This is a genomic window from Psychrobacter sp. AOP31-B2-9 (assembly GCF_052378005.1).
Classification (GTDB): Bacteria; Pseudomonadota; Gammaproteobacteria; order Pseudomonadales; family Moraxellaceae; genus Psychrobacter.
Genome location: NZ_JBQSXG010000003.1, coordinates 42385 through 57925, shown reverse-complemented (window position 1 = coordinate 57925; position 15541 = coordinate 42385). Strand labels below are relative to the sequence as shown.

Below are 15541 nucleotides of genomic sequence, written 5' to 3'. Positions count from 1 at the left end.
AGTTAATTAAACCCCGCCCTAGCACAGACTCTTACAAAACCCTCTCAATCCTTTCATGATTTTTTATTATGATAAGAGGGTCAAGCGCGTAAAAACAATTTTTGCGCGCTTATTTCTCAAATCAATATATTGTTAATATTAGGATATCTATATCTATGTCAAATACTGAATCAGCTACCGATAATCATAATGATTTTGTCATTGATCAGCCAGAGAGCAGTGTAATCACTACTGGTGTGCAGCCAATTTCAGCTCAGACGACAGGCTTTACTTTTAACCATACGATGCTACGGGTAAAAAACCCTGCCAAATCATTAGCCTTTTACACAGGCGTTATTGGTATGACGTTGCTTGCGGTCAAAAAGTTCCCTGATATGGGTTTTGATTTATACTTTTTAGCCAAATTGACAGAAAGCGAGCGTGAGAATTTGCCAGCTGGTGATGATTTAGAGATTTTTGCATTCCGTCAACGTGGTATTTTAGAGTTGACCCATAATTATGGGACAGAAACCCAAGCTGACTTTAGTTACCATGACGGTAACCAAGAGCCACAAGGTTTTGGACATATTTGCTTTAGCGTGCCTAATTTAGAAGAAGCCGTTGCTTGGTTTGATAAAAACAATGTCGAATACAAAAAACGCCCAGAAGATGGCAGTATGAAAAACATTGCCTTTATCAAAGATGTCGATGGTTACTGGATTGAGATTGTCCAAGCTGACTTGATGGGTTAGGTTTGAATGCGTGGTATAAGGAGTTATTGCTTATGCCAAGCAGTTATAGTTATTAATGGATTGAGTAAGTTAGCGAGCCCCCTGATCAAAGGAGTGATACCTAAATGCCCACCTCTGAGGAAGTAACACCTGATGTTTTGACCTACCAAAGTATTGTGGATTCAGCAAATGAAATATTTGTTAGTTTTCTTGAACGTATTCCATATTTTGTTGCTTCTATCATCGTGGTTCTTGTGTTTTGGTTTTTATCGATTGCCTTTAAAAAGGTTGTTTATAAAATTTTAGGCCGTCGTAGACGTCATCAAAATCTAGTTAAAGTCTTTCAGCGAGTGGGTGGGGCGCTCATTATCTTTATTGGCATTATGATAGCCATGGTCATTACAGTACCAGACTTTACGCCTGCCAAGTTGATCGGTGCACTTGGTATCGGTTCAGTTGCTATTGGTTTTGCCTTTAAAGATATTTTTCAAAACTTGCTGTCTGGTATCTTGCTACTTATTTCAGAGCCGTTTCGTATCGGCGATCAGATAGTGTCTGGTGAATATGAGGGCACCGTCGAAGATATTAAGATCCGTGCAACTACCATCAAAACTTATGATGGTCGGCAAGTGGTGATTCCCAATTCTGATTTATATACCTCAGCGTTGACAGTCAATACGGCATATAAGCAGCGACGATTACAACTGGCCGTGGGTATTGGTTATGAAAACGACATCGAAGCAGCAAAAGCTGAAATTTTGCAAGCATTAGACAGATCAGATAGTGTCTCAAAGAAAGCTCAGCCGAGTGTGATCGCGACAGGTTTTGGAGATTCTTCGATTGATTTGATGGTGCGTTGGTTTATTGAAGATGGCACACAGGCCAATAAAGTCGCCTCGACTCATCAGGTTTTTGTAGAGATCAAGAGCGCATTTGATGCGGCTGGTATAAATATTCCATTCCCAATTCGGACGATAGATTTGAGTGATTCATCTGTCGTGACGATTGTGAATAAACTGAATGAGCAAAAAACGATCGATACAAGCAAGCCAATTGATACGAGCAAGTCAGTAGCAGAGTAATCATGTCTTAATATGGACATAGCTTAATTTTAATAATAAAAAAACCGCCCTATCAAAAATGTGGCGGTTTTTTTATGCTTGTCTACTAGGGCGTGTCTTCATTTCAAAAATGGTGATAAAAATGAGATAAATTGCCGTCAAACAAGGAAAATAGCGCAGATAATATCGGGATATTAACCAGCTATTTGACGATGTTTGGCAAGATTCAGCCATTTTTAGCCCATTGAGATGACTATCGAGTGACTTGAAGACACGCCCTAGCTATCAGTATAAAGGTTTATTCATTTTTTGCTCTAAACTCAGTATGACATGATTTACAGCTTGCACCAACTTCACTAAAGGCAGGCTTGATGTCTTCCATGCTAGTCGCTGTCTGTGCAGCAGCGCTTAGATTAGCTGTGACGGCTTCGAAGTTTTCGGCTTCTGCACGGAACCCTTCCGCATTAGACCAAACTGCCTCAGTTGCATTACCCATGTTTTCTGGGTCTTCGAAATGACTCCAGGGCGTACTAGCATCTTCTGCTAAGAATGCGGCTTGTTCTTTAACGACATCTGCATCAAAGGTATCAGGTGCTTTAGCCATATCGCCCATGACACCCATGGCATCACCCCAGTTTTTCATGCTGTCTTGACGGGCTTGTAGATCAGGGTTAGAGTCAGCATCTGCTGAAGGGCTACATGCCGTTAAGCCTAGGGCAGCTGCCATTAATGTGATACCAAAAATAGACTTTAATGACTTATTAGAATGAACCTGTGTCATATAGATTACTCCTTTAAAATATTGCTAATAGTATGCGTGTATGCAAACGCTGGCTTTGAACAAGGTGCAGGTATAAAGTGTACTTATAACTATTTAGAATCGTATTCGACTCTAAATGATTTTTTCAGAATATGACTTCTATTGTAACCACAATTTACGTAGTTATAGTTAAAATAGTTGTTACATCATCGTAATTTTTGAAATGACAACTATTTATTAGGACAATAATAAAGATAATCTAAAATATATAGTTGAATGAACGCAATCCCTTAATGTAACTGACAGTTTTTTAAGAGTGAGTATATAAATAAGGTCAGCTACTATAGCTGACCTTATTTTAATATTTTAGACAATAGTCTGGAAGACATCTCTAGTCCTTATTATATTCGTACAAACTATAGAGTCAACCAATTACGTGGTTTCAGATAAAAATCGGTCAGCTCAAATTCGGGCGTCCCTTCAGCAGGTTCGAAGCGGTAGTGCCAGCTAGCCAATGGTGGCATGCTAACCAAGATAGACTCAATACGACCATTACTTTGTAGTCCAAATAACGTGCCGCGATCATAGACAAGGTTATACTCAACATAGCGACCACGGCGATACAGCTGAAATTTACGCTGTTCATCGGTGTAAGGTGTGTCTTTGCGCTGCTCAAAAATAGGTAAAATGCCATCCAAATAACCGTTACCTACAGCTTTCATAAAATCAAAGCAGGTTTCAAAATCCCAGCCACGACTTTCAGTATTGACATCGTCATAGAACAAGCCGCCGATACCGCGCTGCTCATCACGATGACGTAGATGAAAATATTCATCACACCATTGTTTAAAATCAGGGTAGATGTGATCGCCAAAAGGCGCACATAGGTCGTGGCAAACCTGATGCCAATGAACACAGTCAGCCAGTACCGGATAAAACGGAGTCAAATCAAAACCACCACCAAACCACCAAATAGGGTTCTCACCTTTCGCTTCGGCGACGAACAAACGCACATTGGCATGGCTAGTAGGGACGTTGGGGTTTTTGGGGTGTACCACCAATGAGACGCCCATGGCTTGAGCTTTGCGACCAGCGATATCAGGGTGACGTGCCGTTGCTGACGCTGGTAGGTTGTGAACATGAATATGACTAAACATCACGCCCGCTTTTTCAATCACCTCGCCATCTGCTAGGACACATGAGCGTCCACCGCCGCCTTCAGGACGTTCCCAGTCATCAGCGACAAACGTGGCATGCTCGTTGCCATTTGTGCCACCATCACGCTCTTGTGCTTCTAACGCTTGACAGATTCGCGCCTGTAAATCGACTAAGAATTCACGTACTCGTGCGATGTCATTATCGGTCGGTGTCGTCGTTGACTCTGAGAGATCGTGCTTATTATCTATATTTGAAATACTCATAAAATATCTATTTATTTAGGTGTATTGCAGTATTGAGGTCTTTATCTAGCAAGTGTCCCATACGGTCGCGTTTGGTCGCTAGATATTCAGCGTTCATATCATTTACTCCAACCAGTAATGGTACACGTTCAATGACATCAATACCGTGTTCAGTGAGATAAGCAATCTTATTTGGATTGTTGGTGATAAGACGAACGGTATCAACACCGACATGAGCAAGCATCGGTCCACACATGTCATAAATGCGGGCATCTGCGGGCAAGCCTAACATTAGATTGGCATCTAAGGTATCATGCCCTTGGTCTTGGAGGGCATAAGCACGAATTTTATTGGTCAGGCCAATACCGCGACCTTCTTGACGCAGGTATAATATAGCACCGCAGCCTGCCTCTTGTATGGCTTGCATTGCTGTATTTAGCTGTGGCCCGCAATCGCATTTCAGTGAGCTAAAGGCGTCACCAGTTAGGCACTCAGAATGAATACGAATCAATGGCGTCTGTTGTTCAAGCAGATGAGGTTTTTGATTTGCCATCTTACCATTCGGGTTTGCTGTATTGTTCAATTCTGTGTTTTGAGCAACCACAGGAAGTCCAACGGTCAGCATCACATGCTCTTGACCGTCTTCGTTTTCAAATATATGAATATCAAACTCGCCATGACGAGTTGGTAGCTTGGCACTAGTAATAAATTGATATGACATTAATGTCCTGCATAAGCCGATAATTGTGGCAGTGAGGTCTGTAATAGCAGTATAACCTGTTCGTAACGCACGCGTGCTGATTGTCTTTATTATAAATAACACACAAAGTTCACAGACGATGCACGATGATTAAAGCGACCATTAAAAAAAAATGCTATTATGCCATACTATTTTGACGGATACAGTGACAAGTCTTTACCCTTACATTACTATGTCGTCACGAACATTCGGTATTGATGCAAAATAATAAGGCATAATATCCACCCTTGGTATAAAAACGCTGTCTATTATGACGGCGTGTTTGCTTTTAGACGCCACGTAGCTATATGCGCGTAGGCGTAGCATGAATAATTATATGGTCAGTCACATCAATAATGATGTAGATATTATTGACGTCGCTTAGCTATAGTTATCTTTATATTCTAAAGCACGTCTAGTCAGCAGATTGGTAGGTATCGTACGGTTTATGCAGCAGTCACCCCACCCCCCACAGTCTCAGTCCGTATCTGAATCAGCCACCACGTCTGCTGCCCAGTTGTCGACTTTGCAGCAGACTTATGCTGTCATTCCGCGTGTGCGCCCGCATACGCCGTTATTAGATGGTATTAATGTACCCTCTGATTTAAAATCTTTTACCGCAGCTCAGCTTATTACCTTAGCTGATGAATTACGGCTTTTTTTGCTGTACTCAGCTGGTCAGAGTGGCGGGCATTTTGGTGCCAATTTGGGCGTGGTTGAATTGACCATTGCGCTACATTATTTATTAGATGCTCCAGAAGATCAGATCGTTTGGGACGTTGGTCACCAAGCGTATGCTCATAAGGTATTGACTGGTCGTCGTGAGCAGCTAGGAAGCATTCGCTCTAAAAATGGTTTGACTGCCTTTCCTGAGCGTATGGAGTCCGTGTACGATACCTTTGGTGTTGGTCATTCATCTACTTCTATCTCAGCGGGTTTAGGAATGAGCCTAGCGCTGCGTTATCAAGGTCGATCGCAAACAGTTGCTTGTATTATTGGCGATGGTGCGATGACAGGTGGTATGGCATTTGAAGCCATGAATGATGCGGTACAGCAAGATGCTGATCTACTGGTCATCCTTAATGATAATGATATGTCTATATCCTGTTCTATCGGCGGATTTTCACGGCATTTAGCCATGCTTTGGGAGTCCGGCTATCAGGTTGATATCTCTGATAGCGGTGAACCTGTCTTATGTCATCGTCCCGATATGCAAGGGTTTGATCGTCGAAAGCGTCACAAAGAGATGCGCGATGTTCCGCAAGTAGAAGATAATTTATTTAAAGCCATTGGTTTTACCTACTTTGGTCCGTTTGATGGTCACAATATTCCTGAGCTGCTACGGGTACTATCATTGGCTAAGCAGCTAAAAGGTCCTGTTTTAGTTCATGTTTATACCACGAAAGGTAAAGGTTTTGCGCCTGCTGAGTTAGATCCGGTCGGCTATCATGCTATCAGTAAGCTACCTGTTGAAGAGAGCGAAGCGAAAGCTAAAACGGCTAAAGCGGTAGAAAATAAGCCTGCATTAAAGTATTCGCAAGTGTTTGGACAGTTTTTATGTGATAAAGCAGCCGAAGACAAGAATCTGCTTGCCATCACGCCTGCGATGGAAGAAGGTTCGGGGATGATTGAGTTTGCTCGTCATTATCCAGAGCGTTTTTTTGATGTGGCCATCGCTGAGCAACATGCTGTCACGCTAGCCGCTGGTATGGCAACGCAATGTGTTAAGCCAATTGTCGCGATTTACTCTACGTTTTTGCAGCGAGGTTATGATCAGCTGATTCATGATGTTGCGTTGCAAAATCTTGATGTGATGTTTGCGATTGATAGAGCAGGTTTGGTCGGTGAAGATGGGGCCACCCATGCTGGCGTGTTTGATTTTAGCTTTTTACGTTGTGTGCCAAATATGGTGATTGCGGCACCAAAAGATGAAAACGAATGTTATCATCTACTCAATACCTGCTATGAATATCAAGGATGTACGGCAGTACGGTATCCACGCGGTGTTGGAACAGGTGCTATTATCGAACAGCCTTTACAAACTTACAAAATCGGTCAAGCGACAGTTGAGTCTGTATCAGGTAGCGATAATGCGCCCAAGCAAGTAGCATTGCTAGCGTTTGGTACGATGGTGGCAACGGCTCAGCAAGCAGCAGAAGCTATTACCACTGATGAGATGGCATTAAATTGCCAGGTGCATTTGGTCAATATGCGTTGGGTAAAGCCGCTAGATACTGAACTGTTAGATTTGTTACTAGCCCGAGGCATTACCCATATCGTAACTTTAGAAGAGCATGTACTGATGGGCGGCGCAGGTAGTGCGGTAAACGAATATTTGCTCAACGAGTCGATTGCTTTTAAGCATTATTCCCCTGTGATTTGTAATATTGGCATTCCTGATCGCTTTATTGCGCATGGTTCACAAGCCGAACAAATGACCGATTGTGGGTTGGATACTGATGGTGTGGTTAAGCAGCTTCAGCAGCTATTATCATAAGTAGTATTCTGATTTTTGATATACTACCAGTTTTAAAGATTGCAGTTTTTAAGATTGACAGTATTGAGCTCGCAACGCTCTTGAGACAGAGTGGCGATTTTAGTTAATAAGACACTCATACATAGAAATGACGCCTACTTAGCCGTGGGTGCTGACTTTTTTACAACTTGCGCAGTTTGTAATGACCACCAAAACATAGGTTGGTTTGGCGAATGTAATGGTTTTTTCGTTTTTCTCGAACAATTTTAGTATAATGCGGTTGTCGTTTATCAGTTTTTATTGATAAAAGACACGTTTTTTAAATCGCATAGATGTGGTGTGATGCGGCTAGTCTAATTGGCATGTTGTGGGCACAAAGTTAGTCTGATTTTTATATTCATTCATCAAGCAAATAGGTTATTTATGGAACCCATGGTCGTCATCGCAGCGCGTACTGCTGAAAAAGTTGGTAAAGAGATTTTATATGCGCATCAAAACCGCCACAAAATCGAGTTGGATATCGAGTCGAAAGGGCTCGACGGATTGGTCACGCGTATTGATCGTTTCAGTGAAGAGCTGACGATTGAGACGCTAAAAGCCAGCTATCCAAATCATTCATTTTTGGGTGAAGAGTTTGGTATGCAAGAAGGTATCGGTGAAGATGCTGACTGGTGCTGGATCATTGATCCGCTAGATGGCACCAAAAACTTTGTTCATGGCGTGCCACAGTTCTGTGTATCTATTGCGGTACAGCATAAAGGTGTTACTCAGCATGGTGTGGTCTATGATCCTGTTCGTGATGAGATGTTCTCTGCTAGCCGTGGTAAAGGCGCTCGTTTGAATCAGCGCCGTATCAATGTCAGCGAACGCAAAACCATTGATGGTGGTTTATTTACTACGGGTCATCCGCTAGAGCGTAAACGCAATGGCGAGGTTGTTTCTTATGCTAAAGAGCACTTCGAAAGCTTACAAAAAGTCTCTGAAGCGGGCGGTCAAATTCGTCGTTTAGGGTCAGCAGCACTAGATCTATGCTATGTAGCAGCTGGTCGTTTTGATGGTTATTTTGAGATGTCTATTAAGCCGTGGGATATCGCTGCTGGTGAGCTTATCGTCACTGAAGCACGTGGTGTGGTGGTCGATCATACAGGTGCGCACAACTCGATGACATCAGGTTCGATATTTGCATGTAATGTCAAATTATTGAAACCGCTCATGCAAGTGGTTGTGCCACTATGGGGCGATGCGGTATAGATAGGTCTTAGTATAGATAGACATTAGTGTTGAGAGGGCTGTATTTCATAGCCTGTACATAAAAAGCTGGTTCCGTTAAGGAGCCAGCTTTTTTATTGTTTTATTATCTTTCACGGTAATACCTTGAAATTCGAGTTTTTTGCTTGTTATTTCTAATAGCGTTAATTCTTTTTCTATCAGCTCGAGCATGTCTTGTACATGCGGCAATGCTTTACTACAAGCGGCAATACCAAACTCAATCTTATCCAAATAGCTGGCTAAGGTGATATTCATGGCTTGTCCATCGAATACAATAGAAGCAGGATACAAAGATTGTAAGCGCGCACCATTCCAATATAGAGGCTTCTTGGAACCAGCAACGTTTGAAATAATAAGGTTAAAAGCTTGTTTTTTTGGAAATAGGCCAGTGGCTAAATTAATACCTTCCCAAGCATAGGCGATGACACTATAGTTGATGACTTGTGCTTGATTCATTCGGCGGAATCGACGTTTGCTATTATTCATACTACGATGAATCAGCTCTATCCTACGTAATGGATCATTGACGTGCGTGCCCAAATTGGCCAAAACAAATGACACCTGATTGCCTGATATGCTGTTATCCGTACGCAGTGACATCGGTACAAAAGCAATGAGAGGCTTACTTGGTAAGGCATCCATCGATATCAAGTATCGACGCAGTGCTCCAGCACAAACGGCTAAGACCACATCGTTTTTACTGATTTGTAGTCTTTGGGCAATATCATTAAAGCGCTGTATATCATAAGACTGTGCAGCTATCCGCCGTGAGGCTGAAATACGCTTATTCAAGATACTCATTGGTGCATCAAAGGTACCGACATAACCCTCATCGCCAGAATTTTTGAAGTTATCTAGCAGTTCTGTAAATACAGGTTTAATAGTAGATACTTGCTCTTTAACGATACGCCTAATGGATCTTCTTGAAGGTAATATCGTGTTTGCGTGATTACGATGACGTGCCATTAAAGACCAAATTGGTAGTGTCACTGGCTCAAGCGGCGATTGTGAGAGAGATTTTTGTACGAGGCGCATGGCTGCTACGCCATCGACCAAGGAGTGATGGATTTTAAAGTATAAAGCAAAGCGTTCAGGATCGCCCTCATTCTCTGGGTTGATACCTTCAATTACATGGCATTCCCATAAAGGCATGGCGCGATCAAGCAAACGTCCATGCTCTCTTGACACATACATCAGCAGTTCACGTATTCGTGCAGGTTTTGGCAGCGCGACATGATGAAGATGATGCTCGACATCAAAGTTTTTGTCTTTGTTCCAAAATACCAAATGCTCCAAAACCTGATCAAAAGGAAAGGTCGGTGGTACAGAGGAATCCTGCATCTGCTTCACTAATTGATAGACAAAATCACTATCTGCTGCATCTGGGACTTCAAATACAAATAAGCCACCAACATGCATGGGTTGTTTACGCGACTCAAGAAACAAAAATAATTGATCGACTGCTGTGAGAAGTCGCATAATAAATCCTTTTATGACGATACGTTAAATGAGAAGCTATCATGAGCGCCTATTAAGCAATCATATAGTCTGTATTAGGACTATATGACATTGAAGCTATATGGTATTGAAACTATATGACTGCTCAATAAGTTTTAGGCAGTTATTAAAATAACCTCTCAATATAAGCGGGTCTACCGTCAAATTTTCTTATTGTTATGTGGCTGACTTCTTATTATATTCAACAAATGCTAAGTGTGATGCAATCTCACTAAGTCAAAATTTTACTGAAAAAAGTAGCCAGTTTGTGGCGAGCTAGCAGTTGCCATTTTACGTACCGGCATGCGACCTGCTAAAAATGCTTCGCGACCTGCCCACATAGCATGTTTCATGGCATGCGCCATCATGACTGGATTTTTAGCATTGGCAATCGCAGAGTTCATGAGTACGCCATCACAGCCAAGTTCCATCGCCAGTGCAGCATCTGAGGCTGTGCCAACGCCAGCATCTACCAGTACGGGAACCTTAGCATTTTCAATGATTAAACTGAGCGTGTGACGATTGAGCAGACCAAGACCTGAACCAATCAAGCTACCAAGTGGCATGATGGCGACACAGCCCATGCTCTCTAGTTCCTGTGCAACGATAGGATCATCTGAGGTATAGACCATCACTTCAAAACCATCATCAATCAATACTTTGGCAGCTTTCAACGTTTCCATTACGTTTGGATATAAGGTTTTTTCATCACCCAAAACTTCAAGCTTAACCAAATTATGCCCACCTAATAGCTCGCGTGCCAGCTTACAAGTACGAACAGCAGTCTCAGCATCAAAACAGCCAGCCGTGTTGGGCAAGATGGTGTATTTATCGGGTGAGATAACGTCCAATAAGTTAGGTTCGTTACTATTTTGTCCAATATTGACTCGGCGGATAGCAACCGTGACAATCTCAGCTTCTGACGCGGCAATAGCAGCACCAGTTTCGGTCATGTCTTTATACTTTCCTGTACCAACCAGCAGTCGAGAAGAAAATGTACGAGTGCCTACAGTAAAAGTATCTTGTGAAAGTGGAGTAAGGTTAGTAGTAGGAGAAACGGCTTGTTGTGACATAAGGATAATCCTAATAGCGGGCGAACAAAGGTAACAAACAAAGAGCAAGATTAACTGTAAAGGTCATTCAACGCAGGTCGTTATTCGGTAATAGACAGTTGCTTTTGATGATAATGGTGACGATGAGATAAGAAAGCGTCTAGCATTAAAGGCAAGCCTTGTTACGTGCGCGAAATGAGAAACTATTATAACAAACTCATGCGTGCTTACTGACAATCTTTACCCAGTTTAACCACTTATAGCCGACAAACTACCAAACCACTACTGTACTACCTTCCTTAGAGGTACTACAGTATAATCCGCAGTCAGTAGTTCTGTATTTATTTGAGAGTTTTTTGACTATAGCTAATGGTATAAGGGTGCGTTGAATACGCCCTAAGTGATCTGCTACCGTACTTACCTGTAGTGATATGAACTATCGCTCATTTGTTTATAGCTAGTTTGTTTTTTCGGGCTCTGTGGTGGTTTCAGTGTCAGTATTAACTTCTGTGACTTTGTTATTTTCTTTACCTTTACGGCGTGCTTCTAGTTCAGACTTAGGTATCCAAGCCCATGTCATCTCAACCACGATTGGGTCACGTTTACTATCAGACTCACGGTCATCAATCACGCAAGGAATAACCATTTCACCTTTTGGCGTGTTCAAGATATCTAAACGCTGTTCATCAGATAAGCTTGCGACTGCAGCAATTTGGCCTTTTTTGATAGGACGATAAAAATTAACCGAGTAAGATTTAATCAATAGGATACGGTCAGAGGGTAAATTTAAACCCAAGATAAAACCTGTGGCTGTTTCGGCCAGCAAGGTAATTGCAACGGCATGGATAGAGCCGATATGATTTTGTACAGCCTTGGTATTGTTTAAGCTAACCACCACCTGATTGGGGTCGACCGTTTCATAATAGACCCCCGTCGTGCCAACATACGGCACTACTTTACCAAAGGCTTTGGATAAAATGCTCGATCGGGCGCTGGCGGGTAAGTACTTCGTCACGGATAACAGTTTGGTGAATTGGTTATTAATAGGTTTGAGCGTGCTGGTTTGTTTTTCGGCTGGCGATTTTGTATTGTCAGTCATTTTGACTGGTAATTTACTGGTCAGCTTAGTAGGGAGTTTTTTTAATAATCCTGACATACAAAATTCCTTAACTTATATGGATTGAATGAGGTGTGAGTCTTAGGCCATATCCGATATCTGGCTATCGTAGCAGAAAAATACTGAGTATTATAAAAGCTGCTATAACCACTATGTTACATTAACTATTGTCGCTCGACTATTATTAGAATGAACTGCTGCGCTTAAAAACCAACAGTAACTTCATCATGTCTTAGATGCTAGAAACAACCTCGTTACAAGCTATATTGTTAACAGTAATGTTGTTAGATGCTTTATGATGAGCAACGTTATAGTAATAGCATTTTCGAGCGTTTTTTATTCTTTTAAGTACTTCTCATCTGCTGGATAAAGCTATGCCTGATACATCAATTCATAAGCCGACCAATATTATTTATACAGGGGTTGCTGGTACAGGTAAAACCTATCGACTGTTACAAGTTGCCAAGCAATATACCGACTATCTGCCTAGAGCGAATGATGAAGATTTGCTGAAACAGTTGTTGCAAGCACTCAGCTGGCGTGATGTTGTCTGTCTGATATTTTTAGACTTACAATCTAACCATCAAGATTTGGTCAAGGTACCTGAAATTGTCAGTCATGAATTTTTTGTCGCAAAAGCCTCACAAAACGCCCGTGAGAAAAATTTAAGCAATACCGCATGGTCTGTGTTGCAAATGCATACTCCCAGCAGCTCAAACACCGTAAGTTATAAAAATCGTGCTAGCCAAGCTTACTTTGATAAAGATAATAGTGGTGCATGGTATTTGTTACCAGAAAGCATGGCGTTATTAACGGGTTTATCGCAGCAATTGGAAGAGTTTCAGCAGGCAAAGCGTGACAATAACACCAGCCAAAATCAAGCTTTTAGTCAGCAGCGGTTTAGTATGGTGAGTTTTCATCAGGCTTATGGTTATGAAGAATTTGTTGAAGGTATTCGTCCTGTGATGGCAGCCAGCAGTCAATCAAGTAATGTCAATAATGGTGCATCTCAGATGAGCTATGCGATTCAAGATGGCGCATTTTTAACGTTATGTCAGCGTGCGGCAAATAATCCTAAACAGCGCTATGCTATGCTGATAGATGAAATAAATCGTGCTAACGTCTCACGAGTCTTTGGTGAGCTACTCAGCTTGATTGAACCAAATAAACGTACGGGTATGGCAAATGCCATGACAGTTAATCTGGCGTATTCGGGACGCGCTTTTAGTGTGCCTGCCAATGTCGATATTTATGCGACCATGAACACCCAAGACCATTCCTTAGCTCCACTAGATATGGCGTTACGTCGTCGTTTTAGCTTTATTGATTGTTCACCGCAGCCTGAAATTTTATCGACTATCAGATTACACACAGACTCAATGACTGCCAGTGAAGCCGAGGTTATCGATTTGGCTAAAATATTAGTAGGGTTGAACAATCGTATTGTTCAGACGTTAGGAGTGGATGCGCAACTGGGTCATGCTTTTCTATGTTCCGTCACTAGCCTTGAACACTTACAAAGTGCATTGGTTGAGCAGATTATTCCACAACTAGTTCAAGCCACTGGAGGGCAAGTGGCGGCGTTACAGTATATTTTTAAAGATGAACAGCAGCCATTGAGTGCTCAATTTATTCAAGACAGCCAAGCACTGGTAGCAAATGATGAAAACCATCAGATAGATATTAAAAATAATCTAACAGCACAAGGTCAGGTATTCTCAGGGCACAATTCATGGCTTGGACAATCAATGAATACAGGTGGTTATAAGATTAATGATGATCTCGTCACCAAGACAGGTGAGTTTACAAAACCTACTACCTATCAGCGACTATATTGATTGGATTATTAAAAATTGATAAATAGTAGTGAGTGCAGTCAGAGTAGTACAAGCAAGGGTGTCAATGACATTGGCTCAGTTGACACTAACGTTATTACTGTGTTTGAGCATCAACGGCTAACGACAGCCGATTTTTTACAGATAACGGATTTTCATTGGTTGATGACACAAGAGTTTGCGGTGTTCAGTATCAAACGTAAACAAGGGCAGTGGCAGCTAAAAGTTGGACATTATATTGGTGTTATTCTTCTGCCTAGCGGCATGATATTGGAAATATTACCCAAGCTGAGCCAGTCTACTCAAAACAGTAATCTCATACAAACTCGTCAATGGGTACAAGCGATGTTATCAGACTTGATTGATAGCAGTGACCGCATCGCCAATAAACTACCTAGGACAAAGAACTTAGGTCAGGTTAGTAATCAGCATAGCGTACTACCGATAGCCACATTGCCACTATCAGATTGGCTTAGTATGCAGTTTTTGCAACGATTGATACCGCATCAACCAACCAAGCATTATCAGTCGCAAACCCATAATCAAGCATCGTTACAAGGGCGGTTGCTTATCAGAGAGCAGCTACGCCAAAACAGTATGCATCCGCATAAGTTCATCTGTGAAAGTAGTATTCTGAGTCAAGACATGCAAAGTAATCGGTTGATTAAGAGTGCACTGGCGTTATTAAGTCCTTTAGTCAGCACCTCAACGGTACCTAAATCTGTGCAGGCGTGGCATTCAATATCTGTGCTGAGTCAGGCTGAACTGCAGCGGCTAGATACCATATACCATCAAGCTCAGCAGCAGTTAGCCGTTCTGCCGCTTCAAATAAACAAGCTACAAGCTCTGCAACAACTGGTGAATTTGGCTTATTGGTTATTACAACAGTCAAATAGCACTGCGGGTTATATTATTGACCCAAACAAAGCATTTAAACAAAATTTATCGCGACCACGTTTATGCCTGTTGATTGATATGAATCAAGCTTTTGAACAATGGGCAAGTCAGCGTATCGCCTCAATGTTCAGACAGGTGAGTTCGAACTATAAGCCGCTATATCAAGCACAAAGTATCTGGCTCAGTGATTTAGAAGGACAGGCGTGCTTGTCTATACGTCCTGATTTGCTCATATATAAGCCATCGATAAATACAGATATTTATCAAGATCGGAGTGATACAGCAAACACCTCTACGATTAGTGTTTCAGGTAGCTATAGTCATGTCATCGATATCAAGTGGAAAGCTTTATCTCATGCAGCTGATATCAGTGCCAGCGATGCTTATCAGTTGACCAGTTATGCGCAGGCATATCAAGCAAGACAGGTTTGGTTAGTCTACCCTGTACAAGGTGACGATAGGCAGGTTATCGCGCTCAGTCAACGGTCGCTTCATGGTCAAGACGTTGATGTGCATAGGGATATTACTCAGTTATGGCTCGTTCCTTTTAATGTTCTCACTGGTAAGGTAAATAAGGGCTTGATTCCAGATTGGAACGGAGTATAATCAGCCTTCGATAAGACTTAAATCTTATCGAAAGGGTAGGGTGCTGTATAAGCGCTGTGTCACGAAAAATAAGTACTTTTGAAATAATTTAGCTTTTTTTTAAATTAATCAAAAATAGGTGT

The 15541-nt window shown here is 41.8% G+C and carries 12 protein-coding genes; 6 read left to right on the top strand and 6 right to left on the bottom strand.

All coding sequences use genetic code 11. The features are described 5' to 3' along the window. Positions 1-155 precede the first annotated feature (155 nt). Complete coding sequence (gene gloA / locus ACT3SX_RS00930; RefSeq protein WP_192991802.1) at positions 156-731, top strand: lactoylglutathione lyase; 576 nt, start codon at positions 156-158, stop codon at positions 729-731. A gap of 104 nt (positions 732-835) precedes the next feature. Then, positions 836-1792: a mechanosensitive ion channel family protein gene (locus ACT3SX_RS00925; protein WP_192991803.1), complete on the top strand. Its 957-nt coding sequence runs from the start codon at positions 836-838 to the stop codon at positions 1790-1792. 277 nt (positions 1793-2069) lie between these two features. Here the strand turns inward: ACT3SX_RS00925 and ACT3SX_RS00920 are convergent, their stop codons facing one another. The 3 genes from ACT3SX_RS00920 to ribA form a co-directional block, all read right to left on the bottom strand. Beyond that, a complete protein-coding gene (locus ACT3SX_RS00920) occupies positions 2070-2552 on the bottom strand; it encodes a c-type cytochrome (protein ID WP_192991804.1) in 483 nt (160 codons plus the stop codon). A 395-nt stretch (positions 2553-2947) separates the two neighbouring features. Continuing rightward, positions 2948-3952: an oxygen-dependent coproporphyrinogen oxidase gene (gene hemF / locus ACT3SX_RS00915; protein WP_192518160.1), complete on the bottom strand. Its 1005-nt coding sequence runs from the start codon at positions 3950-3952 to the stop codon at positions 2948-2950. A gap of 7 nt (positions 3953-3959) precedes the next feature. Further along, positions 3960-4652, bottom strand: a complete 693-nt coding sequence (gene ribA, locus ACT3SX_RS00910; protein WP_192518159.1) for a GTP cyclohydrolase II — start codon at positions 4650-4652, stop codon at positions 3960-3962. A gap of 466 nt (positions 4653-5118) precedes the next feature. Here ribA and dxs point away from each other — a divergent pair, with 466 nt between their 5' ends. After that, positions 5119-7167: a 1-deoxy-D-xylulose-5-phosphate synthase gene (gene dxs, locus ACT3SX_RS00905; RefSeq protein WP_192518158.1), complete on the top strand. Its 2049-nt coding sequence runs from the start codon at positions 5119-5121 to the stop codon at positions 7165-7167. A 402-nt stretch (positions 7168-7569) separates the two neighbouring features. Then, entirely contained in the window at positions 7570-8397 is an 828-nt protein-coding gene (locus tag ACT3SX_RS00900) for an inositol monophosphatase family protein (protein ID WP_192518157.1), read from the top strand. Between the two features lie 75 nt (positions 8398-8472). Here the strand turns inward: ACT3SX_RS00900 and ACT3SX_RS00895 are convergent, their stop codons facing one another. From ACT3SX_RS00895 to ACT3SX_RS00885, 3 genes are all read right to left on the bottom strand, one after another. Then, positions 8473-9894, bottom strand: coding sequence for a WS/DGAT/MGAT family O-acyltransferase (locus ACT3SX_RS00895; protein WP_192518156.1), 1422 nt, complete (start codon positions 9892-9894; stop codon positions 8473-8475). Positions 9895-10157: 263 nt separating this feature from the next. Beyond that, positions 10158-10985, bottom strand: a complete 828-nt coding sequence (locus tag ACT3SX_RS00890) for a thiazole synthase (protein ID WP_192518155.1) — start codon at positions 10983-10985, stop codon at positions 10158-10160. Positions 10986-11421: 436 nt separating this feature from the next. Next, complete coding sequence (locus ACT3SX_RS00885) at positions 11422-12120, bottom strand: DUF4442 domain-containing protein (protein WP_442069554.1); 699 nt, start codon at positions 12118-12120, stop codon at positions 11422-11424. A gap of 335 nt (positions 12121-12455) precedes the next feature. Between ACT3SX_RS00885 and ACT3SX_RS00880 the strand changes: the two genes are divergently transcribed. Beyond that, positions 12456-13919, top strand: a complete 1464-nt coding sequence (locus ACT3SX_RS00880; RefSeq protein ID WP_442069555.1) for an McrB family protein — start codon at positions 12456-12458, stop codon at positions 13917-13919. Between the two features lie 15 nt (positions 13920-13934). Next, positions 13935-15419 (top strand): McrC family protein, encoded by a 1485-nt coding sequence (locus ACT3SX_RS00875; RefSeq protein ID WP_442069556.1) that lies wholly within the window; start codon positions 13935-13937, stop codon positions 15417-15419. Positions 15420-15541: the final 122 nt, after the last annotated feature.

Bases quoted from the DNA above. Each gene is read 5' to 3' on its own strand.
- ACT3SX_RS00880 (WP_442069555.1), top strand. From the start codon at position 12,456: ATGCCTGATACATCAATTCATAAGCCGACCAATATTATTTATACAGGG.
- gloA (WP_192991802.1), top strand. From the start codon at position 156: ATGTCAAATACTGAATCAGCTACCGATAATCATAATGATTTTGTCATT.
- ACT3SX_RS00920 (WP_192991804.1), bottom strand. From the start codon at position 2,552: ATGACACAGGTTCATTCTAATAAGTCATTAAAGTCTATTTTTGGTATC.
- ACT3SX_RS00900 (WP_192518157.1), top strand. From the start codon at position 7,570: ATGGAACCCATGGTCGTCATCGCAGCGCGTACTGCTGAAAAAGTTGGT.
- hemF (WP_192518160.1), bottom strand. From the start codon at position 3,952: ATGAGTATTTCAAATATAGATAATAAGCACGATCTCTCAGAGTCAACG.
- ACT3SX_RS00925 (WP_192991803.1), top strand. From the start codon at position 836: ATGCCCACCTCTGAGGAAGTAACACCTGATGTTTTGACCTACCAAAGT.
- ACT3SX_RS00890 (WP_192518155.1), bottom strand. From the start codon at position 10,985: ATGTCACAACAAGCCGTTTCTCCTACTACTAACCTTACTCCACTTTCA.
- ribA (WP_192518159.1), bottom strand. From the start codon at position 4,652: ATGTCATATCAATTTATTACTAGTGCCAAGCTACCAACTCGTCATGGC.
- dxs (WP_192518158.1), top strand. From the start codon at position 5,119: ATGCAGCAGTCACCCCACCCCCCACAGTCTCAGTCCGTATCTGAATCA.
- ACT3SX_RS00885 (WP_442069554.1), bottom strand. From the start codon at position 12,120: ATGTCAGGATTATTAAAAAAACTCCCTACTAAGCTGACCAGTAAATTA.
- ACT3SX_RS00895 (WP_192518156.1), bottom strand. From the start codon at position 9,894: ATGCGACTTCTCACAGCAGTCGATCAATTATTTTTGTTTCTTGAGTCG.